The 25,121-nt window shown below is 72.5% G+C and carries 25 protein-coding genes; 19 read left to right on the top strand and 6 right to left on the bottom strand.

Features of this window, described 5'->3' with window-relative positions:
• Positions 1-2 precede the first annotated feature (2 nt).
• The 3 genes from AB0G56_RS29120 (at position 3) to AB0G56_RS29110 (ending at position 3,787) form a co-directional block, all read left to right on the top strand.
• The gene (locus AB0G56_RS29120) at positions 3-1,583 is read left to right on the top strand and encodes a dipeptide ABC transporter ATP-binding protein (RefSeq protein WP_360974859.1); all 1,581 of its coding nucleotides are present in this window, start codon (positions 3-5) and stop codon (positions 1,581-1,583) included.
• A gap of 100 nt (positions 1,584-1,683) precedes the next feature.
• Positions 1,684-3,117, top strand: a complete 1,434-nt coding sequence (locus AB0G56_RS29115) for a M1 family metallopeptidase (RefSeq protein ID WP_360974722.1) — start codon at positions 1,684-1,686, stop codon at positions 3,115-3,117.
• A 13-nt stretch (positions 3,118-3,130) separates the two neighbouring features.
• Positions 3,131-3,787: a trimeric intracellular cation channel family protein gene (locus AB0G56_RS29110; RefSeq protein ID WP_360974719.1), complete on the top strand. Its 657-nt coding sequence runs from the start codon at positions 3,131-3,133 to the stop codon at positions 3,785-3,787.
• Here the strand turns inward: AB0G56_RS29110 and AB0G56_RS29105 are convergent.
• On the bottom strand, positions 3,696-4,940 hold the full coding sequence (locus AB0G56_RS29105) for an alpha/beta hydrolase-fold protein (RefSeq protein ID WP_360974716.1): 1,245 nt from the start codon (positions 4,938-4,940) through the stop codon (positions 3,696-3,698). The genes AB0G56_RS29110 and AB0G56_RS29105 overlap by 92 nt on opposite strands.
• Positions 4,941-5,094: 154 nt before the next feature.
• Here AB0G56_RS29105 and AB0G56_RS29100 point away from each other — a divergent pair, with 154 nt between their 5' ends.
• Positions 5,095-5,955, top strand: a complete 861-nt coding sequence (locus AB0G56_RS29100; protein ID WP_360974713.1) for a thioesterase family protein — start codon at positions 5,095-5,097, stop codon at positions 5,953-5,955.
• 102 nt (positions 5,956-6,057) lie between these two features.
• Here AB0G56_RS29100 and AB0G56_RS29095 read toward each other — a convergent pair whose 3' ends face one another.
• A complete protein-coding gene (locus AB0G56_RS29095) occupies positions 6,058-6,684 on the bottom strand; it encodes a TetR family transcriptional regulator (protein ID WP_360974710.1) in 627 nt (208 codons plus the stop codon).
• Positions 6,685-6,818: 134 nt separating this feature from the next.
• On the opposite strand from AB0G56_RS29095, the gene AB0G56_RS29090 reads away from it, so the two are divergent.
• From AB0G56_RS29090 to AB0G56_RS29080, 3 genes are all read left to right on the top strand, one after another.
• Positions 6,819-6,983, top strand: a complete 165-nt coding sequence (locus AB0G56_RS29090) for a hypothetical protein (protein WP_360974707.1) — start codon at positions 6,819-6,821, stop codon at positions 6,981-6,983.
• Between the two features lie 94 nt (positions 6,984-7,077).
• A complete protein-coding gene (locus AB0G56_RS29085; protein WP_360974704.1) occupies positions 7,078-7,344 on the top strand; it encodes a DUF4190 domain-containing protein in 267 nt (88 codons plus the stop codon).
• Positions 7,345-7,443: 99 nt separating this feature from the next.
• The gene (locus tag AB0G56_RS29080; protein ID WP_360974701.1) at positions 7,444-8,613 is read left to right on the top strand and encodes a cysteine desulfurase family protein; all 1,170 of its coding nucleotides are present in this window, start codon (positions 7,444-7,446) and stop codon (positions 8,611-8,613) included.
• A 15-nt stretch (positions 8,614-8,628) separates the two neighbouring features.
• On the opposite strand, the gene AB0G56_RS29075 is transcribed toward AB0G56_RS29080, so the two are convergent.
• Positions 8,629-9,399: an N-acetylmuramoyl-L-alanine amidase gene (locus tag AB0G56_RS29075; protein ID WP_360974698.1), complete on the bottom strand. Its 771-nt coding sequence runs from the start codon at positions 9,397-9,399 to the stop codon at positions 8,629-8,631.
• Positions 9,400-9,460: 61 nt separating this feature from the next.
• Between AB0G56_RS29075 and mnmA the strand changes: the two genes are divergently transcribed.
• Complete coding sequence (gene mnmA / locus AB0G56_RS29070) at positions 9,461-10,591, top strand: tRNA 2-thiouridine(34) synthase MnmA (RefSeq protein WP_360974695.1); 1,131 nt, start codon at positions 9,461-9,463, stop codon at positions 10,589-10,591.
• A 15-nt stretch (positions 10,592-10,606) separates the two neighbouring features.
• Here mnmA and AB0G56_RS29065 read toward each other — a convergent pair whose 3' ends face one another.
• A complete protein-coding gene (locus tag AB0G56_RS29065) occupies positions 10,607-11,386 on the bottom strand; it encodes an alpha/beta fold hydrolase (RefSeq protein WP_360974856.1) in 780 nt (259 codons plus the stop codon).
• Positions 11,387-11,424: 38 nt separating this feature from the next.
• Entirely contained in the window at positions 11,425-11,748 is a 324-nt protein-coding gene (locus AB0G56_RS29060) for a DUF427 domain-containing protein (protein ID WP_360974692.1), read from the bottom strand.
• A gap of 96 nt (positions 11,749-11,844) precedes the next feature.
• Here AB0G56_RS29060 and AB0G56_RS29055 point away from each other — a divergent pair, with 96 nt between their 5' ends.
• The 5 genes from AB0G56_RS29055 to AB0G56_RS29035 all read left to right on the top strand — a co-directional run bounded on the left by AB0G56_RS29055 (position 11,845) and on the right by AB0G56_RS29035 (position 18,872).
• Entirely contained in the window at positions 11,845-12,384 is a 540-nt protein-coding gene (locus AB0G56_RS29055; protein WP_360974689.1) for a TIGR00730 family Rossman fold protein, read from the top strand.
• 15 nt (positions 12,385-12,399) lie between these two features.
• On the top strand, positions 12,400-13,098 hold the full coding sequence (locus AB0G56_RS29050; RefSeq protein ID WP_360974686.1) for an SDR family oxidoreductase: 699 nt from the start codon (positions 12,400-12,402) through the stop codon (positions 13,096-13,098).
• Between the two features lie 31 nt (positions 13,099-13,129).
• Positions 13,130-14,137 (top strand): methionine synthase, encoded by a 1,008-nt coding sequence (locus AB0G56_RS29045; protein ID WP_360974683.1) that lies wholly within the window; start codon positions 13,130-13,132, stop codon positions 14,135-14,137.
• A gap of 15 nt (positions 14,138-14,152) precedes the next feature.
• On the top strand, positions 14,153-16,348 hold the full coding sequence (gene ligA, locus AB0G56_RS29040; RefSeq protein ID WP_360974680.1) for an NAD-dependent DNA ligase LigA: 2,196 nt from the start codon (positions 14,153-14,155) through the stop codon (positions 16,346-16,348).
• Between the two features lie 259 nt (positions 16,349-16,607).
• The gene (locus AB0G56_RS29035; protein ID WP_360974677.1) at positions 16,608-18,872 is read left to right on the top strand and encodes a bifunctional diguanylate cyclase/phosphodiesterase; all 2,265 of its coding nucleotides are present in this window, start codon (positions 16,608-16,610) and stop codon (positions 18,870-18,872) included.
• Positions 18,873-19,384: 512 nt separating this feature from the next.
• Here AB0G56_RS29035 and AB0G56_RS29030 read toward each other — a convergent pair.
• Positions 19,385-19,972: a TetR/AcrR family transcriptional regulator gene (locus AB0G56_RS29030; RefSeq protein WP_360974674.1), complete on the bottom strand. Its 588-nt coding sequence runs from the start codon at positions 19,970-19,972 to the stop codon at positions 19,385-19,387.
• Between the two features lie 96 nt (positions 19,973-20,068).
• Here AB0G56_RS29030 and AB0G56_RS29025 point away from each other — a divergent pair, with 96 nt between their 5' ends.
• From AB0G56_RS29025 to AB0G56_RS29000, 6 genes are all read left to right on the top strand, one after another.
• Complete coding sequence (locus AB0G56_RS29025; RefSeq protein ID WP_360974671.1) at positions 20,069-20,440, top strand: DUF4267 domain-containing protein; 372 nt, start codon at positions 20,069-20,071, stop codon at positions 20,438-20,440.
• Positions 20,441-20,627: 187 nt separating this feature from the next.
• A complete protein-coding gene (gene gatC, locus AB0G56_RS29020) occupies positions 20,628-20,924 on the top strand; it encodes an Asp-tRNA(Asn)/Glu-tRNA(Gln) amidotransferase subunit GatC (protein WP_006130840.1) in 297 nt (98 codons plus the stop codon).
• 5 nt (positions 20,925-20,929) lie between these two features.
• Positions 20,930-22,432, top strand: a complete 1,503-nt coding sequence (gene gatA, locus AB0G56_RS29015; protein WP_360974668.1) for an Asp-tRNA(Asn)/Glu-tRNA(Gln) amidotransferase subunit GatA — start codon at positions 20,930-20,932, stop codon at positions 22,430-22,432.
• Positions 22,429-22,671: a hypothetical protein gene (locus AB0G56_RS29010; RefSeq protein WP_037858086.1), complete on the top strand. Its 243-nt coding sequence runs from the start codon at positions 22,429-22,431 to the stop codon at positions 22,669-22,671. Before gatA ends, AB0G56_RS29010 begins: the two co-directional genes overlap by 4 nt.
• Positions 22,672-22,687: 16 nt before the next feature.
• Positions 22,688-24,202 carry an Asp-tRNA(Asn)/Glu-tRNA(Gln) amidotransferase subunit GatB gene (gene gatB, locus AB0G56_RS29005; RefSeq protein WP_360974665.1) on the top strand — a complete coding sequence of 505 codons (1,515 nt, stop codon included), beginning with the start codon at positions 22,688-22,690 and terminating at the stop codon, positions 24,200-24,202.
• 206 nt (positions 24,203-24,408) lie between these two features.
• Positions 24,409-24,810, top strand: coding sequence for a hypothetical protein (locus AB0G56_RS29000; RefSeq protein ID WP_360974663.1), 402 nt, complete (start codon positions 24,409-24,411; stop codon positions 24,808-24,810).
• The last annotated feature ends 311 nt before the right edge of the window (positions 24,811-25,121 follow it).

The raw sequence follows: 25,121 nt of genomic DNA, 5'->3' as shown, positions 1-25,121 counted from the left end.
CAGTGGGCATCCCTGCGCAGAGCGACGGCGACGAGGCCGCGGCGAAGGCCGAGGCGTCCGGCACGGCCACCCTCACCAAGGAGGCCGCGCCCGGCGAGGTCCTGCTCAAGGTGAGCGGGCTGCAGAAGCACTTCCCCATCAAGAAGGGGCTGCTGCAGCGCCAGGTCGGCGCCGTGCGCGCCGTGGACGGGCTCGACTTCGAGGTGCGCTCGGGTGAGACCCTCGGTGTCGTGGGCGAGTCCGGCTGCGGCAAGTCGACGATGGGCCGGCTGATCACGCGGCTGCTCGAACCCACCGCGGGCCGGATCGAGTTCGAGGGCAAGGACATCACGCACCTCGGGGTCGGCGGAATGCGCCCGATGCGCCGCGACGTGCAGATGATCTTCCAGGACCCGTACTCGTCGCTGAACCCGCGCCACACCATCGGCACCATCGTCGGCGCCCCCTTCCGGCTCCAGGGCGTCGAGCCCGAGGGCGGGATCAAGAAGGAGGTGCAGCGGCTGCTGTCGGTGGTCGGGCTCAACCCCGAGCACTACAACCGCTATCCGCACGAGTTCTCCGGCGGCCAGCGCCAGCGCATCGGCATCGCCCGCGCGCTCGCGCTCAAGCCGAAGCTGGTGGTGGCGGACGAGCCGGTCTCCGCGCTCGACGTGTCGATCCAGGCGCAGGTCGTCAACCTGCTCGACGACCTCCAGCAGGAGCTGGGGCTGACGTACGTGATCATCGCGCACGACCTGTCGGTCGTCCGGCACGTCTCGGACCGGATCGCGGTCATGTACCTCGGCAAGATCGTCGAGCTGGCCGACCGGGACGCCCTCTACAGGGCGCCGATGCACCCGTACACCAAGGCGCTGATGTCCGCGGTGCCGATCCCGGACCCGCGGCGCAAGAACGCCAAGAGCGAGCGCATCCTGCTCCAGGGCGACGTGCCCTCGCCGATCTCCCCGCCGAGCGGCTGCCGCTTCCACACCCGGTGCTGGAAGGCGACGGAGGTCTGCCGCACGACGGAGCCGGAGCTGAAGGAGCTGAAGCCCGGTCAGCGGGTGGCCTGCCACCACCCGGAGAACTTCGCGGACCAGGCACCGCAGGACACGGTGCTGCTGTCGGCCGCGAAGGAGGCGGCGGAGCTGGTCTCCGAGGAGGTCCTGGCCAAGTCCGCCGAGACCTCGGCGGCGGTCGCGGCGGAGGTCGCGGAGTCGGCGGAGACCACGGCGGAGCCTGAGCCCGGGGCTTCCACCGAGTCCGCGGAGGGCGCCACCGAGTCCGCCGAAGCCGCCGCCGAGCCCACGGCGGAGGCCGGTGAGCCGGCCGACGGCGCCGCGGAACCCGCGCAGCCGGCCAGGACGGCCACGGCGAAGGCAGCCAAGACGGCCACGGCCAAGACGGCGAAGACGGCGAAGACCGCGAAGACGGCGAAGACGGCGAAGACCGCCGGCCCCGCGAAGGCCGCCAAGTCCGCGAAGACCGCCAAGTCGGTCAAGTCCGTGAAGCCGACGAAGGCCGCCGAAGCCGCCGTCTCGAAGGACGTGGACGGCGGCGCGGACGCGGGCGGCGCGGAGCGTCAGGAGTCGACCGACGACTGAGGCATGACGACTTGGCAAAGTCATGCACATGATCGAACGGGAGAGCGCAGAGTCGTCCCTGTCCGTGTGATCCACTGATCCACGCGCGAAGGGACGACTCATGGCACTCTCCCGTTCGGCACGTCTGGGGGCCGTCGCGACCGCGGCGGCCTCCTTCCTCGCGATCGCCGCCTCCTCGGCCCCCACCCACGGTGCCCCGGGCATCGGCGACTCCTACTTCCCCCAGCTGGGCAACGGCGGCTTCGACGCCCGCCACTACGCCCTCGACATCGCCTACAACCCGGACACCGACCGCCTCGACGGGCGCACCACCCTCACCGCCCGCGCCACCGAGAACCTGTCCTCCTTCGACCTGGACCTGCAGAATCTGGAGGTCACCCGGGTCGAGGTGAACGGCAGAGCCGCCCACTTCACGCGTGACGGCGACGAACTGCGCATCACCCCGCGCGGGGTCCTGCGCAAGAACCGCACCTTCACGGTCGCCGTCACCTACGGCGGCATACCCGAGCCGCTCAGCGGCCCCATCGTCTTCGGTTCCCAGTACGGCTGGATGAAGACCGAGGACGGCGTCTTCGTCGCGTGCGAACCCAACGCCGCCTCCACCTGGTTCCCCTCCAGCGACCACCCCTCCGACAAGGCCACCTACGACATCCGGATCAAGGCGCCCAAGGGCCTGACCGGCGTCTCCAACGGCCGGCTCGTCTCGACGTACGACAAGGGCGGCTCGACGTACACGCACTGGCGCGAGAGCCGGCCGATGGCGAGCTACCTGGCGACCGCCACGATCGGCAGGTTCGACGTGCGCACCGGCCGGACCCCGGGCGGCACCCCGATGTACGTGGCCATCGACCCGAAGCTGAAGAACAGCAACAAGGTCGACGTGTACGCGGTGACCGCCGCCGCCACCGACTACTGGTCGCAGGTCTTCGGGCCGTACCCGTTCGAGGAGACCGGCGCGATCGTCGACGACATGCCGCAGGCCGGGTTCTCGCTGGAGGTCCAGAGCAAGCCCGCCTACTCGGCCGTGCGCAGCGAGTCGACCATCGTGCACGAACTGGCCCACCAGTGGTTCGGCGACTCGGTGTCGGTGAAGCACTGGAAGGACATCTGGCTCAACGAGGGCTTCGCCACCTACGCCCAGTGGCTGTGGGCCGAGCACAAGGGCACCCGCTCGGCGCACGACTCCTTCCGCGCCGCGTACGACTCCATCGCGGCCGACGACTCCTTCTGGCAGATCAGGCCCGCCGACCCGCAGCGCGACACCATGTTCGCCGACGCGGTCTACGACCGGGGCGCCATGACCCTCCAGGCGCTGCGCGAACGCATCGGCGACAAGGCGTTCTTCCGGCTGCTGCCCGCCTGGACGACACTGCACCGCTACGGCAACGCGCAGACCGCCGACTTCGTCCGTCTCGCGGAGAAGGTCTCCGGGCAGCGGCTCGGCGACTTCTTCCACACCTGGCTGTACACCCAGGGCAGGCCCGCGCTGCAGGGGACAGGGGACTCGCGCGGCGGGGCCCGCACCGCGCCCTGAGTAAGAATGTGGGGTGCTTCAGCAACTGTTCAGCCCCTCCGTCCAGCACACGGTCGACGTCATCGGCATCTTCGTGTTCGCCATCTCCGGCGCGCTGCTGGCCGTCCGCAAGAACTTCGACGTCTTCGGCATCGCCGTGCTCGCCGAGGTCACCGCGCTGGGCGGGGGGCTGTTCCGGGACATCGTCATCGGGGCCGTGCCGCCGGCCGCCTTCACCGACCTGGGGTACTTCCTCACCCCGCTGATCGCCACGCTGGTGGTCTTCTTCCTGCACCCGCACGTGGAGCGCATCCAGCGGGCGGTCTACGTCTTCGACGCGGCGGGCCTCGGCCTGTTCTGCGTCTCCGGCACGACCAAGGCGTACGACTACGGGCTCGGCCTCACCTCGTCGGCGACCCTGGGACTGGCCACCGCCGTGGGCGGCGGTGTGCTGCGCGACGTGCTCGCCAACGAGGTGCCCTCACTGCTGCGCTGGGACCGCGACCTGTACGCGGTCCCGGCGATCGTCGGCTCCACCATGGTGGTGCTGTGCATCCACTACGCCGTGCTGACGCCGGTCACCAGCGCGTTCGCGGCGGTCACGGCTTTCGCGCTCCGCCTGCTCGCGATGCGGTACCACTGGCGAGCTCCGCGGGCGTGGAACCGGCGTTCGACCGTCCGTGAGGAGTAGGCGGGGTCGTGGTGTGCCCGCCGTGGCCGGCCCTGCGGCTCATCTCCACGGTCAGCCAGCGGAACGCCGTCGGCACCTGGGGCCGCCACAGCGCCATGCTGTGCCCGCCCGCGCTGCGCGGCAGGAAGACCACGTGCACGGTCGTCGGCGGCTTCGCGATCTGCTCCAGCGCCACTCCGGCCTGGTAGCCGTCGCCGGCCTCACCGGAGAGGTAGAGCGCGATGTGCGGCGGCTTGCGGTACTTCTTCAGCAGTACGTAGGGGTTGTTCGCCCGGCGCAGGGCGGGGCTCTGCGCGGCCAGCGAGGCGCTCTCGCCTATCGGGTCGTTGTAGCCGGACAGGCTCACCGCGGCCCGGTAGCGGTCGGGGTGGGCGACGACGAGCTTGGCCGCGCAGTGGGCGCCGGCCGAGTAGCCCGCCGCGGCCCAGCCGTCGGGCGCGGACCGGGCGCGGAAGTTGTCGGTGATCATCTTCGGTACGTCGATGCTCAGCCAGGTGTCCGCGTTGACCGTGCCCGGGATGTTGGCGCAGCCCGTGTCGGCCTTCGCGATCACGTTGGTGCGCGGCGAGACCAGGATGAACGGGGCGACCTGCCCGCTGCGCATCAGCGGTTCGAGCTGCTCGTGCACCTTCAGCGAGCCGAACCACGCCTTGGCCGAGCCGGGGTAGCCGGACAGCAGCTCGACGACGGGGAACTTCTTGCCGCGGTAGGCCGGCTCGTCGTACTGCGGCGGCAGCCAGACGTAGACCTCGGCGCTGACCCCGGAGACCCGGCCCTTCAGCTGGGTGACCCTGACCCCGCCCGCCGCGTGCATACGGGGCCCGTCGGCCTGCGAGAACTTCTGCTCGACCTTGGGCAGCTTGCGGTAGGCGATGCCGCCGGTGCCGTCGGCGCCGAGGTCGGCGGCCTGCTGCACGTGGTTGCCGGTGCCGAGCAGGTCGGACCAGTTGTCGTACAGGTTGTTGGAGTTGTTCACCAGGACGAAGACCAGGGTGATGGCGGTGGCCTGGGCGAACAGCAGCATCAGTGCCCGCAGGGCGGCGCGCAGCGCCTTGGGGCCCTTGGTCCGCGTCCACAGGGCGAACGGCAGGACCAGGGCCACCACGGCCAGCGCGATGGTGGTGTACAGGAACGGAGTCCCGGTGAGGCTCATGTCCCCGTAGAGGGAAAACAGGGGCCTCGGGTTTACGGACGAGTGCGGACACTTACCGAGAAATTGCCTGGCGTTCACGCAGTGGAAGGCGCCCGTCACGCAGCCGTCATAACAAAAGCTACCGCTTAGTAGTTGCCTGTTGTACCGTTCCCGTATGCCAGATGCAGCCTCCGCCCCGGCCGTGCGGGCCTCGATCGGCGACAGTGAGTTCGACCGGGACACCGCGGTCACCCGCCGCGCCCCGGGCGTCTACGACACCGACCTCTCCGCCGGCTGGACCATCATCAACGCCGTCAACGGCGGCTATCTGCTGGCCGTCCTCGGCCGCGCGCTCGCGGACGCCCTGCCGCACCCGGATCCGTTCACGATCTCCGCGCACTACCTGACCGCCTCGCAGCCCGGCCCGGCCGTCGTGCGCACCGAGGTGGTCCGCACCGGCCGTACCCTCTCCACCGGCCAGGCCTCGCTCTTCCAGCTTGAGGAGGACGGCACCGAGGTGGAACGCATCCGGGTCCTCGCCTCCTACGGCGACCTGGACGCGCTCCCCGACGACGTCCGCACCACGGCCGAGCCGCCCGCGATCCCGCCCCTGGAGCAGTGCTTCGGCGCCGATGACGGACCCGCCCCGGTCGAGGGCGGCTCCGCCATCGCCGACCGCCTGATGCTCAAGCTCGACCCGGCCACCCTCGGCTGGGCGCTCGGCTCGCCGTCCGGCAGGGGCGAGATGCGCGCCTGGTTCGGACTGGCCGACGGCCGCGACGCCGACCCCCTCTCGCTGCTGCTCGCGGTGGACGCGCTGCCGCCGACCGCGTTCGAACTCGGCCTCAGGGGGTGGGTCCCGACCGTCGAGCTGACCGTGCACGTCCGCTGCCGCCCGGCCCCCGGCCCGCTGCGGGTCTCGATCACCACCCGCAACCTGGCCGGCGGCTTCCTGGAGGAGGACGCCGAGGTGTGGGACGGCGCCGACCGGCTGGTGGCGCAGTCCCGGCAGCTCGCGCGGGTCAGGCTCGGCTGAGCGGACGCCGTCCCGGCCGGATCGCCGGCCGCCCTCGCGTGCCGGGCCTCCCGGGCGGGGGCGGCCTGCTCCGTGCCCGCCGTGCGCAGTGCGGGGTGACCCTCACTCCCGCCAGTGCCGGCGGCCGATGCTGATCAGCCGCAACTGCCGGGTCGCGAGCCGGGTGACGCGCTCGCGCTCCGCCTCCGGGGCCTCCAGCGCCTCCAGGAAGAGCGAGGCGGTGATCAGCATCTGATCGACGTACAGATGCGCGAGCATCAGCAGGTCGTCGTCGCTCCACCCTTCGGCCAGGGCGTCCTCGGCGAGTTCCGCCTTGACCTCGCGAGCGAAGCGGGACAGCTGCGCGCGGATCTCCGCGCGCACCGGCTGGACCCCGCCGTGCCGCTCCCGGGCGATGAAACGGACGTGGGCCGGGTACTCGGCCACGTGACGGGCGATCAGGTCGACGGCGCGCGCTATGCGTTCCTCGCTGTCGTCCGCGGTGGACACCGTGGTCCTGATCAGTGGATGCAGGCTGCCCAGCACCTCCTCGACCAGGGCCACGCCGAGGTCCGCGGTGGAGCGGAAGTGCCGGTAGAAGGCCGTCGGGGCCACCCCGACGGCCCGTGTGACCTCGCGCAGGCCCAGGCTGCTCAGGCTCTGGTCCTCCAGCAGCGTCAGCGCCGCGTCCAGCAGGGCCTGGCGGGTCTTCTGCTTCTGGGCCTGCCGGACGCCGGGGGTGTGACTCATGCCATACAGTTAACAACTGTTCTCTGGAATTTCCAAGCGGTGGGCGGCGCTAGACTGGGTAGTCAGTGAACAACTGTTAACGCAAGCGTCCGCCGGGAGCATCCCCGGCCGGCGCCGAAGGGGGATCGGATCCCATGCTGTTCCTCGTCGCCGCACTGCTGCTGCTCGGTGTCACCCTGGGCACCGTCGCCCACGCGCCGCTCGGCTTCACCCTCGTCGCGGCCGTCGTGATCGCCGTCTGGCTCGCCGTCTTCGCGCTGCGCGAGCGCCACGCCCGCCGCCGCGGCACCTCCCACTGACACCGCCCGGCCGGCCCGCCCGACAGGCCCGACGCCCCTCGGACCGTCCCGCCGGCCCCTCCGACCGCCCGTACGACCCAAGGAGCCACCCGCCATGCAGCTCACCGCACCGGTCACGCGCCGCACCGTCACGCGCGACGCCGACGGCATGGCCGTCGCGTCCTTCATCCTCGGCCTGATCGGCCTGCTCGTCCTCAACCTCGTCCTCGGCCCCATCTCCGTCGTCCTGGCGTCGGTGGCCCTGTGGCGCGGCACCGAACGCCGCGGGCGCGCCCTGCTCGGCCTCACCCTGGGCATCGCCGACCTCGTCGTCCTCGTGTCCCTGATGCAGGTGGACCACACGGTGTCCTGGAGCTTCTAGTTCTCCGGAGGCCTTGCCGGGCCCTGGCCGCCCGGGCGGCGATCCGGCGCGACCTTGCCCCGTGGCCCCCGCCGGGCGCCCCGTAGAATCAGCCTCACCATGGCTTACCTCGACCACGCCGCGACCACCCCCATGCTCCCGGAGGCGGCAGAGGCGCTGACCGCCGCGCTGGGTGTCACCGGCAACGCCTCCTCCCTCCACGCGTCCGGCCGCCGGGCCCGCCGCACCGTCGAGGAGTCCCGCGAAAGCCTCGCCGAAGCACTCGGCGCCCGCCCCAGCGAGGTCGTCTACACCTCCGGCGGCACCGAGGCCGACAATCTCGCCGTCAAGGGCCTGTACTGGTCCCGCCGGAACGCCGACCCCGCACGCACCCGCGTCCTGGCCAGCCCCGTCGAGCACCACGCCGTCCTCGACGCCGTCCACTGGCTCGGCGAGCACGAGGGCGCCACCGTCGAGTACCTGCCGGTCGACTCCTTCGGACGCGTCCACCCCGAGGCCCTGCGCGAGGCCGTCGCCCGCGACCCGGACGACGTGGCCCTGGCCACCGTGATGTGGGCGAACAACGAGATCGGCACGGTGCTGCCGGTGCGTGAACTGGCGGACGTGGCCGCCGAGTTCGGCATCCCGCTGCACGCCGACGCCGTCCAGGCCTTCGGCCAGGTCCCCGTCGACTTCGCCGCCTCAGGACTCGCCGCGATGACCGTCTCCGGACACAAGATCGGCGGACCGTACGGCATCGGCGCACTGCTGCTCGGCCGCGAGTACACCCCCGTCCCGGTGCTGCACGGCGGCGGCCAGGAACGCCACGTCCGCTCCGGCACCCTCGACGCACCCGCCATCGCCTCCTTCGCCGTGGCCGGCCGGCTCGCCGCCGAGCGGCGCGAACGGTTCGCCCGCGAGATCGGCGCCCTGCGCGACGCGCTGATCACCGCCGTCCGCACGGCGGTCCCCGACGCGATCCTCGGCGGCGACCCGGCACCCGGGGGGCGGCTTCCGGCCAACGCCCACTTCACCTTCCCCGGCTGCGAGGGCGACTCGCTGCTGCTCCTGCTGGACGCCCAGGGCATCGAGTGCTCCACCGGCTCCGCCTGCACCGCGGGCGTCGCCCAGCCCAGCCACGTCCTCCTCGCCACCGGCACCGACCCCGACCTGGCCCGCGGCACCCTCCGCTTCACCTTCGGCCACACCTCCACGCAGGCCGACGTCGACGCGGTCGCCGAGGCCATCGGCCCGGCGGTGGAACGGGCGCGGGCGGCCGGTCTCAGCTGACGCCGGGCGGCAGACTCAGGTGCGCCCGGTGTGCTCGGCGCGGCCGGTGCCCGAGGCGTGCGTGGTGCGCTCGGCCGACGAGGGGTGCGCGGTGGGTGAGGCACGCGGGGTGGGAGCGGTGCGCGCGCGGCGCACCAGCCGCAGGTAACGGTCCCAGTCCCAGTACGGCCCCGGGTCCGTGTGGTCGGTTCCCGGCACCTCCACGTGCCCGATGATGTGCTCGCGGTCGACGGGTATGCCGTACCGCCCGCAGATTCCCGCCGTCAGCCGCGCCGAGCCCGCGTACATCGCGTCGGTGAAGGACGAGGCCTTCTCCACGAAGCCCTCGTGCTCTATGCCGACGCTCCGCTCGTTGTACTCCCGGTTGCCCGCGTGGAAGGCCACGTCCAGCTCGCGGATCATCTGCGTCACGTGCCCGTCCGCGCGCACGATGTAGTGCGCCGCGGCCTGGTGCCCGGGGTCCTGGAACACCTTCACCGCGCTCGCGTAGCTGCCCTGCGTGACATGGATGACCACCCGGTCGACCGCGTAGTCCTCGGGCCGGTCCGCGCGCCGGTAGTTCGCCGGTGAGGCCGCCACCCACCGGGCTCCGGCGAAGTCCACCGCACCGGCCACCCGCGGTCGGCCCTCGCCCGGCAGGGCCGCCCAGAGCCGGGCCAGTTCGTCGTGCCACAGCACCGCACCGCCCGCGACGGCCACCGCCCCGCCCACGAGCACCGCGCGGCGCGCCGGCCACCGTCCCGCGCCGCCGTCCCCGCCGGACTGCCCGGCCTTCTTCGCCCCCATGCGACCTCCAACGGATATCCGGCAGCCCGGGTTCCCGCACCCCCCGTACCCTGGAGGAGCTATGACTGACACCCCGCCGCGTTCCCGCCCCCTCCGCGTCCTCGCCGCCATGTCCGGCGGCGTGGACTCCGCCGTCGCCGCGGCCCGCGCCGCGGAAGCCGGACACGACGTCACCGGCGTCCACCTCGCGCTCTCCGCCAACCCGCAGTCCTTCCGCACGGGCGCGCGGGGCTGCTGCACCATCGAGGACTCGCGCGACGCCCGCCGCGCCGCGGACGTCATCGGCATCCCCTTCTACGTGTGGGACCTCGCCGACCGCTTCCGCGAGGACGTCGTCGAGGACTTCGTCGCCGAGTACGAGGCGGGCCGCACCCCCAACCCGTGCCTGCGCTGCAACGAGAAGATCAAGTTCGCCGCGCTGCTGGACAAGGCGCTCGCCCTCGGCTTCGACGCGGTGTGCACCGGCCACTACGCGAAGGTGATCCTCCGCGAGGACGGCACCCGCGAGCTGCACCGCGCCTCCGACATGGCCAAGGACCAGTCGTACGTCCTCGGCGTCCTCGACGAGAAGCAGCTCGCGCACGCGCTGTTCCCGCTCGGCGACACCGTCACCACCAAGGACGAGATCCGCGCCGAGGCCGAGCGCCGGGGCCTGGCCGTCGCCAAGAAGCCCGACTCGCACGACATCTGCTTCATCGCCGACGGCGACACCCAGGGCTTCCTGGCCCGCCGCCTGGGCAAGGCCGAGGGGGACATCGTCGACGAGACCGGCGCGGTCGTCGGCACCCACGAGGGCGCCTACGGCTTCACCGTCGGCCAGCGCAAGGGCCTCAGGATCGGCACCCCGGCCCCCGACGGCAAGCCGCGCTACGTCCTGGACATCTCACCGGTGACCAACACGGTCACGGTCGGCCCGGCCGCCGCCCTGGACGTCGACGCCCTCACCGCGATCAGGCCCCGCTGGTGCGGCACCGCCCCCACCGGCCCCGGCACCTACACCGCCCAGCTCCGCGCCCACGGCGGCGAGACCGAGGTGAGCGCCGAACTCGTCGAGGGCGAACTGCGGGTGACTTTCACCGAGCCCGTCCGCGGCGTCGCCCCCGGCCAGGCGATCGTCCTGTACGACGGCACGCGGGTGGTCGGCTCGGCGACGATCGCGACGACCCGGCGGGCGACCGCGGGCGCCGCGTAACCCCCACGCCGGCCGCTACGCCCCGTAGAACTCCGCCAGCACCGGCGCCAGCACCTCCGGCTCCACCGCGTGGGTCTGGCCCTCCAGGACGCGGTACGTGCCCTGGGGGGCCGCACGGGCCACCTGGCGGGCCGCCTCGCGCACCCACGCCGGGCCCGCGTCGCCCGCGACGGACAGGACCGGGACCGTGATCGACGCCAGCAGGTCACGGGGGACCGTGCCGTCGCCCATGACCGCGTCGTCGTACGCGAGGGTCGGCGCGACGGCCTCCAGGCCCCGCCACATGGGGGACTGGCGGGCGTTCACGATCATCTGCTCGGCCAGCCCGGTGACGCGCAGGAACAGCTCCACCGCGTCCCCGCGCCGGCCCTGAGCCAGCGCCCGGTCCAGGTCGGCCGAGTAGCGCGCGTGCTCCGGGCCGCGGTCCTCCCGGACATCGAACGGAGGCTCGTACACCGCGACCCGCCGCACCGGCAGCCCGGCCGCCGCCGCCCGCAGGGCCAGCGCGCCGCCCGACGAGATGCCGTAGAGCGCCGCGTCGCCGCCCACGGCGTCGATCACGGCCGCGAGGTCCTCCACCTCGCGCTCCACCGCGTACGGCGCCGTGTCACCGCTCTCCCCGCGGCCCCGGCGGTCGTACACGACCGCGCCGAACCGCTCCGAGAGCGCCACCGCGAGCGGCGCGACCGTGGCACCCGTCGACATCGCCCCGCTGACCAGGACGACCACCGGGCCGGTGCCGGTGCGCTGGTAGGCGATCGGGGTGCCGTCACGCGAGAGCGTCTTCTTGTCCATGGCCATGAAGACTGTCACGGCGGCGGCGGCTCACCGGGCTACAACACTTCGGCGCCGTAGAAGCACAGGTGGTCCTTGATCTCCGCGACCTCGGGCTTGGGGTCCGGGTAGGCCCACACCAGGTCGGCGGCGCCCGGCACGGACCAGTACGACGCAGTGCCCTTGAACGGGCACTCGGTGTGGGTGTCCGAAGGGGTCAGCAGGTCGAGGCGTACGTCCTCGGACGGCAGGTAGTAGCGCGGGGGGCAGCCGGTCTCGCGCAGCACCAGGGGACGGCGGCTCTCCGCCAGGACCTGCCCGCCGTGCACCACGCGCACGTGCTCGTCGCCCTGCTCGATCGTGATCGTGTGTCCTTGGGTCATACAAGGGAAGCGCTCGCGCGCGCGGGGTTCTTCCCGCGCGATCCACCGTCCTTCCCGCGCGCGGGAAGCCGCCTGGGGCCGCGTACCGTGGGGCGCATGAACATCTGCGTCTTCCTCTCCGCCGCCGACCTCGACGACCGCTACACGCGACCCGCGCGGGACTTCGCCCGGCTGCTGGGCAAGGGCGGGCACAGCCTGGTGTGGGGCGGCTCGGACAGCGGGCTGATGAAGGTGGTCGCGGACGGAGTGCAGGAGGCGGGCGGCCGGCTGATCGGCGTGTCGGTCGACTTCCTGTCGGCCAAGGCCCGGCCCGGCGCCGACGAGATGGTGATCGCGGGCGACCTGGCCGAGCGCAAGAAGCTGCTCCTGGAGAAGGCCGACGCAGTGGTGATCATGGTGGGCGGCACCGGCACCCTCGACGAGGCCACCGAGATCCTGGAGCTGAAGAAGCACGGCCGGACCGGCAAGCCGGTGGTGCTCCTCAACACGGCGGGCTTCTACGACGGCCTGCGCCAGCAGTTCCGCCGGATGGAGGAGGAGGGGTTCCTGCCCCGGCCGCTGGCCGAGCTGGTGTTCTTCGCCGAGGAGCCCGCGGGCGCGCTGGCCTACCTGGAGGAGTCGCTGGGCGCCCGCTGACCCACGGGTGCGAGCATGGCGGGCATGGCTACACATGTGATCACCGGGGCCGGTTCCGGCATCGGCGCGGCCGTCGCCCGCCGTCTGCACGCGCGCGGGGACGACCTCGTGCTGCACGCGCGCGACGCGGGCCGGGCCAAGGAACTGGCCGCCGAGTTCCCCGGCGCCCGCACCCTGGTCGGCGACCTGGCCGACCCCGACCGGCTCAGCTGGGCGTTCTCGCACCAGACGCTCCCTGACCGGGTGGACTCCCTGCTGCACGTCGCGGGCGTGGTCGACCTCGGGCCGATCGGCGAGCTGACGCCCAAGTCCTGGCACCACCAGCTGAACGTCAACCTGGTCGCCCCCGCCGAGCTGACCCGTCACTTCCTGCCCCAGCTGCGCGCCGCACGCGGCCACGTGGTGTTCGTCAACTCGGGCGCGGGCCTGAGCGCGCACGCCGCCTGGGGGGCCTACGCCGCCTCCAAGCACGGCCTCAAGGCGCTGGCGGACGCCCTGCGCGAGGAGGAGCACGCCGGCGGCGTCCGCGTCACCTCCGTCTACCCCGGCCGCACCGCGAGCCCCATGCAGGCCAAGGTGCACCAGCAGGAGGGCAAGGAGTACGAGCCCGGGAAGTGGATCGACCCCGAGTCCGTGGCGACCAGCATCCTGATGGTCCTCGACCTGCCGCGCGACGCGGAGGTGAACGACCTGACGGTACGACCGGGGCGCTGACCGCCCCGCGGTCGTTCCGTACGCTGCTGCGGTGAGCGAAAACAACCAGTCCGGCTTCGGTGCGGCCACCGGCCTCGGGTCGATGCCCGGCGGGGACGCCCGAGAGGCCGTCAAGACCGTCACCGGGACCTTCGAGGACTTCCCCTTCCTGCCCGAACTGCCCGCGCGGGGCCCGGGCGCCGACATGATCGGGCGCACCGCCGGAATGCTCGTCGAGATGTACGCGCGCGTGGAGCCCAGTGGATGGCGCCTCGGCGACCGGCCGGGGCGGGACACGAAACGGGCGCGGTCCTGGCTGGGCGAGGACCTGGACGCGCTGGAGGAGTTCACGCAGGGGCACGAGGGCGCGCTCAAGGTGCAGGCGGTGGGCCCGTGGACGCTCGCCGCCGCCCTGGAGCTGAGGAACGGCGAGGCGGCCCTGTCGGACCCCGGCGCCTGCCGGGACCTCGCCGCCTCGCTCGCCGAGGGGCTGCGGCTGCACCTCGCGGAGGTCCGGCGGCGGGTGCCCGGGGCCCGCCTCGTCCTCCAGCTCGACGAACCCTCGCTGACCGCCGTCCTGCGCGGACAGGTGCGGACCGCCAGCGGCTACCGCGCCCACCGCGCCGTCGACCGGCAGGTCGTGGAGGCCACCTTGCGGGACGTGTTCGCCGCGCACTCCGACGGGCCCGTCGTCGTCCACTCCTGCGCGCCGGACGTGCCGTTCGCGCTGCTGCGCCGGGCGGGCGCGACCGGTGTCTCCTTCGACTTCTCGCTCCTCACCGAGCGTGACGACGAGGTGATCGGGGAGGCCGTGGAAGGCGGCACGCACCTCTTCGCCGGTGTCGTCCCGACCACGGACGGCCCATTGTCAGACCCTGCCGGTAGCGTCATGGGTGTCAGAACGCTGTGGCGCAGGCTGGGGCTGCGACCGGGGCTGCTCGCCCGGTCGGTCACCCTCACCCCGGCGTGCGGCCTCGCGGGCGCTTCCCCCGCGTACGCACGCCAGGCGCTCGCCCACTGCGTCCGGGCGGCGAGATCCCTCGCGGACAACCCAGAGTAACGGGAGGACAACACGGTGGCCGGCGACAAGCAGCAAGCGGAAACAGCGGTGCCCGCCGAGGCGCGGGAGGAGCACGCCCGACTCGCGGAGCAGGTCGAGGAGCACCGCTTCCGGTACTACGTCAAGGACGCGCCCGTCATCAGCGACGCCGACTTCGACCGGCTGCTGCGCTCCCTCCAGGCGCTGGAGGACAAGCACCCCGAGCTGCGCACGCCCGACTCGCCGACCCAGAAGGTCGCCGGCTCGTACGCCACGGAGTTCACCGCGGTCGAGCACCGCGAGCGGATGCTCTCCCTCGACAACACCTTCAACGACGACGACCTCGCCGCCTGGACCGACCGCATCGCCAGGGAGCTGGGCGAGCAGGAGTACCACTTCCTGTGCGAGCTGAAGGTGGACGGCCTGGCCGTCAACCTCACCTACGAGCGCGGCCGGCTCACCCGCGCCGCCACGCGCGGCGACGGCCGCACCGGCGAGGACATCACCCCCAACGTCCGTACGATCGCGGAGATCCCCGACCGGCTGCACGGCGAGCGGGTCCCGGACCTCGTGGAGATCCGCGGTGAGGTCTACTTCCCGATGGAGAAGTTCGAGGAACTGAACGCCCGGCTGGTCGCGGCCGGGGACAAGCCCTTCGCCAACCCGCGCAACGCGGCGGCCGGTTCGCTGCGCCAGAAGGACCCGCGGGTCACCGCAACCCGCCCCCTGCACATGGTGGTCCACGGCATCGGCGCCCTCGAGGGGTACGCAGGCCTCACCCGCCTCTCGCAGGCCTACGAGCTGCTGCACACCTGGGGCCTGCCCACCTCCCCGCACAACCGGGTGGTCGACGGCCTCGCGGGCGTACGGGAGTTCATCGCCTACTACGGCGAGAACCGGCACTCCGTGGCGCACGAGATCGACGGCGCCGTCATCAAGCTCGACGAGATCCGCCTCCAGGGCCGGCTCGGCTCCACGGCCCGCGCGCCGCGCTGGGCGATCGCGTACAAGTACGCGCCCGAGGAGGTCAACACCAAGCTGATCGACATCAAGGTGGGCGTCGGCCGCACCGGCCGCGTCACGCCGTACGCACAGGTGGAGCCGGTCACCGTGGCCGGTTCGGAGGTCGAGTTCGCCACCCTGCACAACCAGGAGGTGGTCAAGGCCAAGGGCGTCCTCATCGGCGACACGGTGGTGCTGCGCAAGGCCGGTGACGTGATCCCGGAGATCCTCGGTCCGGTCGTCGACCTGCGCGACGGCAGCGAGCGGGAGTTCGTGATGCCCGCCGAGTGCCCCGAGTGCGGTACGCCGCTGCGGGCCATGAAGGAGGGCGACATCGACCTCCGCTGCCCCAACGCCCGTACCTGCCCGGCCCAGTTGCGCGAGCGCGTCTCCTATCTCGCGGGCCGTCAGTGCCTGGACATCGAGCACTTCGGCGAGGTCGCCGCCGCCGCGCTCACGCGCCCGCTGGAGCCGGCCGACCCGCCGCTGGCCGACGAGGGCGACCTGTTCGACCTGACCGTGGACAAGCTGCTGCCCATCAAGGCGTACGTCCTCGACCCGGACAGCGGCCTGCCCAAGCGCGACCCGAAGACGGGCGAGGAGAAGGTCGTCACGGTCTTCGCCAACCAGAAGGGCGAGCCGAAGAAGAACACCCTCGCGCTGCTGCAGAACATCGAGGCGGCCAAGGACCGTCCGCTGGCCCGGTTCCTGAACGGGCTCTCCATCCGCCATGTCGGCCCGGTGGCGGCCCAGGCTCTGGCGCGCGAGTTCCGCTCCGTCGAGCGCATCGAACAGGCCACCGAGGCGGAGTTGGCCGCCACCGACGGGGTCGGCCCGATCATCGCCGCCGCCCTCAAGGAGTGGTTCGCCGAGGACTGGCACCGCGAGATCGTACGCAAGTGGAAGGCCGCCGGAGTCGCGCTGGAGGACCAGTCCTCGGGCGAGGACGAAGGGCCGCGTCCGCTGGAGGGCCTGACGGTCGTGGTCACCGGCACCCTGGAGCACTTCACCCGCGACGGTGCCAAGGAGGCCCTGCAGAGCCGGGGCGCGAAGGTGACCGGTTCGGTCTCGAAGAAGACCGCTTTCGTCGTGGTGGGGGACAACCCCGGTTCGAAGTACGACAAGGCGATGCAGCTGAAGGTTCCCGTTCTGAACGAGGAGGGTTTCGGGGTACTTCTGGAACAAGGACCGGACGCGGCGGCCGAAGTCGCTCTCCCGACCGGCGAGTAGTGGTTGAAGGCCCCCTGTTCGGCGCATACCAGATGCATACGGGTGGCCAGGGCGCATTCGGGCAACCGTCGACGACCGCTGCCCGAGGAAGCGTTCTGCGGCCTACTGTTGAGGGGTGCGCCGCCGTGCCCAGCTGCGGTCGGGGCATCCCCGTGCTCCTGACGAGTACGTGGAAGTGTTTTCCAGCGCGGCCGTGCCCAGCGGACGTCGGGCACCGGGCCGCGTGGCGTGGGCACCGCCGGCTGTGAGAGGGACGGGAATGGAACCGACCGAGAGCGCCGCCCCGCACTCACGGCTGCGCCGGATGACCGGCGCGTGGCGCGGGTACCGGGAGCGGGCGGGGGAGCGTTCGGACACGGACACGCACGCGGGGCGCGCCGGACGACCCGGCCGCGCAGGCGGACCGTACCCGGGGACGAGGGCGCGCGCCGCCGCGCGGCCGCCCGGGCCGCGCACGGCGGGGCTGCCGGACGACGACTCCGATCGGCCCCCGTCCCGGCCGGCCCTGCCCACGGTGGTCGTCGCGGTGGCCGCCCTCGCCCTCGGCGCCGGTTTCTACCGCGCTTTCACCGCCGGGCACGCGCTCTTCCCGTCCGGCACGGCCGGCTGGTCGCTGGCCGTGCTCACCGGCATCATCGTCGGTCACCTGGTCCTGCTCGGCCGGGCCCGCTGGTGGGGCGGCACCGGCTCCGGCGCCGCCCTCACCCTCGCCGTGCTCCTGCTCTACGGCTGGGTTCCGGCCGGCCTGGTCAGCCTGACCGTCGTCGTCCTGGTCGGCATAGCCAGGCGGCACCGCTGGCGCCCCGGCGTGCTGCACGGCGCGGTCGACATCCTCGGCATCGGTGCCGCCGCCCTGGTCCTCGGCGCCTTCGGCCGGGTGCCGACCGTGGAGCGGCCCTGGGACCCGGGCACCTGGACCGCGTACACCGCCCCCCAGGTGGTGCTGGTCGCCGCCGTCTACCTCGCGGTCACCCGCGTCCTGCTGTGGTACCTGCACGCCCCGCGCACCGACCCGGTGCCCACCGTCGCCCGCACCGCGCTGGTCAGACAGGGCCTGGTCGCGGTGGCCCTGCTCGGCATCGCACCGCTGGTCTGCGTCGTCGCGGTCGCCGAACCCGTGCTGCTGCCGCTGTTCGCCATCCCGCTCATCGCCCTGGACTCCACCCTCTGGATCGCCCGCGCCCGCGCGGAGGAGCAACTGCGCGACCCGCTGACCGGGTTGCCCAACCGGCAGTGGCTCCTGGAGCGCATCTGGACCGCCCTCGACGACGCCGAGCGCATCGGTGCCCGCTCCGCCCTGATGCTGATCGACCTCGACCGCTTCCGCTCGGTCAACGACACACTCGGTCACCTCGCCGGGGACCGGCTGCTGCTGCAGATCGCCGACCGGCTGCGGCAGGCGCTGCCGCGCGGCGCGGAGGCGGCTCGGCTCGGCGGCGACGAGTTCGCCGTGTTACTCCCCGTCGCCGACTCCACCACGTCCGCGACCCGCATCGCGCGCGGCCTGGTCACCACCCTCAGCTCCCCGCTCGACCTCGACGGGCTCACCCTCGTCCTGGAGGCCAGCGCCGGCGTCGCCGTCTTCCCCGATCACGCCCTGGACGCCGAAGGCATGCTGCGCCGGGCGGACGTCGCGATGTACCAGGCCAAGCGGGACCGCACGGGCGTGGAGGCCTACGAGTCCAAGCGGGACTCCAACACCCCCGACCGGCTCGGGCTGCTCGGCGATCTGCGCCGGGCCCTGGACGCCCACGAGGTCCAGTTGCACTACCAGCCCAAGGTCCGCTTCGACGGCCAGGTCGCCGGCCTGGAGGCGCTGGTGCGCTGGGTGCACCCCGAGCGCGGCAAGGTCCCGCCGGACGAGTTCATAGCGATCGCCGAGTCCTCCGGGCTGATGCCCCATCTGACGGAGTACGTGCTCGAAACCGCTCTCGGGCAGGTCGCCGCGTGGCGCGCGCAGGGCCTGTTCGTCCCGGTGGCCGTCAACGTCTCCCCGCGCGACGTGCACACCCCCGGCTTCGCCGGCTCGGTGGCCGCCCGGCTCGCCCGGCACGGCGTCCCGGCGGGCGCCCTCCAGCTGGAGATCACCGAGCACGTGCTCCTGGAGGACCCCCAGCGGGCCGCCGACACCCTGGCGGGCCTGACCGCGCACGGCGTGAAGATGTCGCTGGACGACTTCGGCACCGGCTACTCCTCGCTGGTGCACCTGCGGCGGCTGCCGGTGAGCGAACTGAAGATCGACCGTTCGTTCGTGGCCCGTCTCGCGGTGGACACCGAGGACGCCGAGATCGTGCGCTGCACCGTCGACCTCGCCCATTCCCTGGGCCTGCTGGTCGTCGCGGAGGGCGTCGAGGACGACGAGACCTGGGAGCGGCTGCGCGATCTGGGCTGCGACGCCGTACAGGGCTGGCTGGTCGCCGCGGCCATGCCGCCCGAGGAGACGACGGCATGGCTGCGGGCGCGCGGTTCACGGGGCTGGGTACGCCCCGCCGCCGCCCTGCCCGCGGCGGCCGGCGACGAGTGAGACCGCGGCCCACCGTGCCACGGCAAGGGCGCCAGGGCGCGGCCCCGTCCCCCGCGGCACCGGGCTCACAGGGGTGCCGCTCCACGGGGCGCCCGGGTCGGGGGAGGGGTGCCGCCTTCCGGCGCGGCTGACTCCGTGGGCGCCGTTCCCCCGGGGCCGGACTCAGGGAGGCCCGTCTCTCCTGGCTGAGGGGGTGCCGTTCCCCCGGGGCCGGACTCAGGGAGGCCCGTCTCTCCTGGCTGAGGGGGTGCCGTTCCCTCGGGGCCGGACTCAGGGAGGCCCGTCTCTCCTGGCTGAGGGGGTGCCGTTCCCCCGGAGCCGGACTCAGGGAGGCCCGTCCCCCCTGGTTGAGGGGGCGCCGTCCGCGGGGGACCGGCTCAGGGAGGCCCGCTTCCCGGGGCGGCTGGTTCGCCGTGCGCCGCTTCTCGGCGCGCCCGGCCCGGCGAGTGCGCTCTCCCGGAACAGCCGGCCCGCCGAGTGCCCGGGCCGGCGGTGTGCCGGCCCGGCTGGGCTCAGCGCATGCCCTGCGGCACGAAGTGGCTGATCAGCAGGGACAGCCGGCGCTCATGGGCGGGCTCCGGCAGCCGCCCGCTGCGCATCAGGGTCACCAGCCCGTGCAGGCCGGCCCAGTACGTCTCCGTGAGGAGCCCCGGCTCCTCGCCCTGAGCCGCGAACGGCTCGACGGCCGCCAGCAGCTCACCGAACGCCTCCTGCAGCGCCGCCGGGGCCTCGGGTGTGGCGAACGGCAGGTCCACCAGGTGCGTGAACATCGCGTCGTAGAGCGCGGGTCGCCGCCGCCCGAAGGCGGTGTACGCCTCGCCCACCGCCGCCAGCGCCTCGCGGGCGCCCTGCGCCGCCGTACGCGCCGCCCGCATCTGAGTGGCCATCTCCGCGCAGCCCTGCACCGCGACCGCCGCCATGATCGCGCCCTTGCCCTTGAAGTGGCTGTAGAGGACGGGCTGGCTGTACTCGATCTCGGCGGCCAGGCGGCGGGTGGTGACCGCGTCCCAGCCCTCCGCCTCGGCCAGTTCCCGGGCGGCCGTCACGATCAGCCGCTCGCGTTCCGCTCGTTCGCGCTCCCGGCGCGTCTGGATCGTCATGCCCTCATTCTAGCGGTGCTAGCCAACCTGTCGACGCTCTGCTAGCTTCACTCTCATCGCTAGCGCCGCTAGCAGCTGACCTCCGGGAGTAGAGACATGACCGTCACCGCGTACACCCTGGCCGTCGTGCTCGACCTGTTCTGCCTGTTCCTCGGGTACCGCTTCCTCTTCCAGCCCGCCCCCGCCGCGGCCGGCTACGGCGTCCCGGCCGACCCGGCCGGCGACGCCGGTGCCTACCTGACGATCAAGGGCCTGCGCGACGGCACCTTCGGCCTCGTCGGTCTCGCGCTGCTGGCCTTCGCGGGCGCCCCCGCCGAGGCCTGGTTCATGCTCTGTGTGGCCGTCGTGCCGCTCGGCGACATGCTGATAGTCCTGCGCCACGGCGGCTCGAAGGCCGTCGCCTTCGGCGTCCACTGCGCCACGGCGGTCGTCATCCTGATCAGCGCCGCGCTGCTGTTCCTCGTCTGATGCCGCCGGGGCGGCCGTTCCGCCGCTGCGGGGCGCCACCGGGAAACCGTTGTACGGACACCGTCCCCGGCCCCATAGGATTGGGGACTGGCGTCACATTTCCCACCTGCCGCCCTTCCGGCGGACGCCGGGAATGCGACGCCGGCCCCCAGCCCCGAACCACACACTCACCCCAGAGGAACGCTGCATGCCTGGCATCACGCGCGAGGAGGTCGCCCACCTCGCCCGGCTGGCGCGTCTGGAGCTGAAGCCCGAAGAGCTCGACCACTTCGCGGGACAGCTGGACGACATCATCGGCGCGGTGGCCCGCGTCAGTGAGGTCGCCGACCAAGACGTACCGCCGACCTCCCACCCGCTGCCGCTGACGAACGTCATGCGCGCGGACGAGGTCCGTCCGTCGCTCACCCCCGAGCAGGCGCTCTCCGGCGCCCCGGCCCAGGAGCAGCAGCGTTTCAAGGTGCCGCAGATCCTGGGGGAGGAGTGACCGCCATGACGGACATCAACAGCATCATCAGGCTCACCGCCGCCGAGACCGCCGAGAAGATCGCCGCCGGCGAGCTGACGGCCGTCCAGGTCACCGAGGCGCACCTCGCCCGGATCGACGCCGTCGACGAGAAGGTGCACGCCTTCCTGCACGTCGACCGTGAGGGCGCCCTCGCCCAGGCCCGCGCCGTGGACGAGAAGCGGGCGCGCGGCGAGAAGCTCGGCCCGCTGGCCGGCGTACCGCTCGCGCTCAAGGACATCTTCACCACCGAGGGCGTGCCGACCACCGTCGGCTCCAAGATCCTCCAGGGCTGGATCCCGCCGTACGACGCGACGCTCACCAAGCGGCTGAAGGACGCCGACGTCGTCATCCTCGGCAAGACCAACATGGACGAGTTCGCCATGGGGTCCTCCACGGAGAACAGCGCCTACGGCCCGACCGGCAACCCCTGGGACCTCACCAAGATCCCCGGCGGCTCCGGCGGCGGTTCCTCCGCCGCGCTCGCCTCCTTCCAGGCGCCGCTCGCCATCGGCACCGACACCGGCGGCTCCATCCGCCAGCCGGCCGCCGTCACCGGCACGGTCGGCGTCAAGCCGACGTACGGCGCGGTCTCCCGCTTCGGCATGGTCGCGTTCTCGTCCTCCCTGGACCAGGGCGGCCCCTGCGCCCGTACGGTCCTGGACGCCGCGCTGCTGCACGAGGTGATCGCCGGGCACGACCCGCTGGACTCCACCTCCATCGAGGAGCCGGTCCCGCCGGTCGTCGAGGCCGCCCGCAACGGCAGCGTCGCCGGCATGCGCGTCGGCGTCGTCAAGCAGTTCCGCGGCGAGGGCTACCAGGCCGGCGTCATCCAGCGCTTCGACGAGTCCGTCGAGGTGCTCAAGGAACTGGGCGCCGAGATCGTCGAGCTGGACTGCCCCTCCTTCGACCTCGCCCTGTCGGCGTACTACCTGATCGCCCCGTCCGAGTGTTCGAGCAACCTCGCCCGCTTCGACGGCCTGCGCTACGGCCTGCGCACCGGCGACGACGGCAGCCACTCGGCGGAGGAGGTCACCTCCCTCACCCGTGAGGCGGGCTTCGGCCCCGAGGTCAAGCGCCGCATCATGCTCGGCACGTACGCGCTCAGCTCCGGCTACTACGACGCGTACTACGGCAGCGCCCAGAAGGTCCGTACGCTCATCAAGCAGGACTTCGACAAGGCGTTCGAGCAGGTCGACGTGATCGTCTCCCCGACGACCCCGACCACCGCCTTCGCGATCGGCGAGCGCGCCGACGACCCGATGGCGATGTACCTGGCCGACCTGTGCACCATCCCCACCAACCTGGCGGGCAACGCGGCCATGTCCCTGCCCTGCGGGCTCGCCCCGGAGGACAACCTCCCGGTCGGCCTGCAGATCATCGCCCCGGTGATGAAGGACGACCGCCTGTACAAGGTCGGCGCCGCCGTCGAGGCCGCGTTCGTGGAAAAGTGGGGACACCCGCTGCTTGAGGAGGCTCCGTCGCTGTGAGCAACGCACTGTCCAAGGCCAAGGGCTTCAAGAAGTCCAAGTCCGGTACGTACCTGTCGATGGCGACGACCGCGTTCGGCGCCGTCAGCGTCATCAAGCAGGCCAAGAAGGCCCGCACGGAGAGCGACACGCTGCGCCTGATCGACGCCGCCGTGTCCGCCGCCGCCATCGTCACCGGCCTCGCCATCCTCTACCGCGAGCTGAAGCGGCTGGGCGACGACGACGTCCTGCTGGGCTGAGAGGGAAGTTTTCACCGTGACCACCACGACCGACCTGGTGTCGTACGAGGACGCGCTGGCGTCGTACGACCCCGTCATGGGCCTCGAGGTCCATGTCGAACTCGGCACCCTGACGAAGATGTTCTGCGGCTGTTCGACCGCACTCGGTGCCGACCCGAACTCCCAGACCTGCCCCGTCTGCCTCGGTCTGCCCGGCGCCCTCCCGGTCGTCAACGCGACCGGCGTGGAGTCCGCCGTCAAGATCGGCCTCGCGCTGAACTGCTCGATCGCCGAGTGGTGCCGCTTCGCCCGGAAGAACTACTTCTATCCGGACATGCCGAAGAACTTCCAGACCTCCCAGTACGACGAGCCGATCGCCTTCGACGGCTACCTCGACGTACAGCTGGAGGACGGCGAGACCTTCCGCGTGCAGATCGAGCGCGCCCACATGGAGGAGGACACCGGCAAGTCGACGCACGTCGGCGGCGCCACCGGCCGTATCCACGGCGCGTCCCACTCCCTGCTCGACTACAACCGCGCGGGCATCCCGCTCATCGAGATCGTCACCAAGCCGATCGTCGGTGCCGGCGAGCGCGCCCCGGAGGTCGCCAAGGCGTACGTCCGTGAGCTGCGCGAGCTCATCCGGGCGCTCGGCGTCTCCGAGGCCCGCATGGAGATGGGCCAGATGCGCTGCGACGTGAACCTGTCGCTGATGCCCAAGGGCGCCGACAAGTTCGGCACGCGCAGCGAGACGAAGAACGTCAACTCGCTGCGTTCGGTCGAGCGCGCGGCCCGCTTCGAGATCCAGCGGCACGCCGCGGTGCTCTCCTCGGGCGGCACGATCGTCCAGGAGACCCGCCACTTCCACGAGGACACGGGCTCCACGACCTCCGGCCGGATCAAGGAGGAGGCCGAGGACTACCGGTACTTCCCCGAGCCCGACCTGGTGCCGGTGGCCCCCTCGCGCGAGTGGGTCGAGCAGATCCGCGCCGCGCTGCCCGAGCTGCCGCTGGCCCGCCGCACCCGGCTGCTCGCGGAGTGGGGCATCTCGGCCACCGACATGCAGGCCATCCTGAACGCCGGTGCGCTGGACCCGATCGTCGCCACCATCGACGCCGGTGCCGACGCCGCCTCCGCCCGCAAGTGGTGGATGGGCGAGCTGGCGCGCAGCGCCAACGAGTCCGGCAAGGCCCTGGACGAGCTGGCCATCACGCCGCAGCAGGTCGCCCGGGTCACCGAGCTGGTCACCGCGGGAGAGCTGAACGACAAGCTGGCCCGCCAGGTCATCGAGGGCGTCCTCGCGGGCGAGGGCACCCCGGACGAGGTCGTCGACAAGCGCGGTCTGAAGGTCGTCTCCGACGAGGGCGCGCTGACCGCCGCCGTCGAGGAGGCCATCGCCGGGAACCCGGGCGTCGCGGACAAGATCCGCGGCGGCAAGGTGGCCGCGGCCGGCGCCCTGGTCGGCGCCGTCATGAAGGCCACCCGCGGCCAGGCCGACGCGGCCCGCGTCAAGGAGCTGATCCTGCAGAAGCTGGGCGTCAGCGAGGGCTGAGCCGGCGGCGGCCGTGACGCAGTGACCCTGAGGGGATGTACCGCAGTGCGGTGCATCCCCTCAGGTGTGTCTGCCACCGGTGCCCCGGCGGCTCTCCGTGTCTCCGTGTCTCGGTGTCTCGGTGCCTCCGTGCCTCGGTGTCTCGGTGCCTGCGCCCGCCGACCCCGTGTCCGAGACGCAGGGCGCAGGCGCTACGCTCGCGCGCCATGAGTGGACGCGCCGATTCCGATACGCCCGCCGCGATATCCCCCGCACCGATGTCCTCGACGGACGGCACTGAAGTGGCAGCCCACGGAGCCCGAGGAGCCCGAGAGGCGCCGGAGGACCACGGCTGGGTGGAGGACGGCCGCCCGGAGGGTGTCTCCGTCGCCCGCCGGACCCGCTGGACGGCGGCCGGGACCGGTGTCCTGCTGACGGCCGCGGGTCTCGCCGCATCCCTGCTGCGCCTCACCGACGCCGCCCCGGGCCGCGTCCCGGCCGCCTACGCCGCCGGCGCCGTCGTCTGCGCCTGCGCGGCCGCCCTCGGGCAGCGGGGCCGCACCCGGCGGGCGCTGTGGCTGCTCGTCGCCGGCGTGATGATGATGGCCCTCGGCGACCAACCCGGCTGAGACCGGCCCGGCTGAGACCCGCGGGGTTGAGACCGGCCCGGCTGAGGCCGCGGCGCCGGCCGGCGGGCGGCCCGGCTGAGTCCGGCCCGCCCGAGATCGCCCGCCTGAGGCCCGGCCGCTGCGGCCGACTCGGCCGGGCTTCACTCGGTCGTCGCCTGCTGATCGGGTCGCACGGGTGTGAGGAACACCACGAATGCGGTAAACGATCATATTTGCCTGCAAGAGTGTCTTCACCTTGCTCACGCGTTCTTTGCGGGCTGTTCCGTTCATCGACGACTGTTCCCGGTCAAAGATCCACAAAAAGACATCTG

It is taken from the genome of Streptomyces sp. NPDC021356, assembly GCF_040641015.1.
In the GTDB taxonomy this organism is placed as follows: domain Bacteria; phylum Actinomycetota; class Actinomycetes; order Streptomycetales; family Streptomycetaceae; genus Streptomyces.
This window is presented reverse-complemented; position numbering and strand designations above follow the sequence as displayed.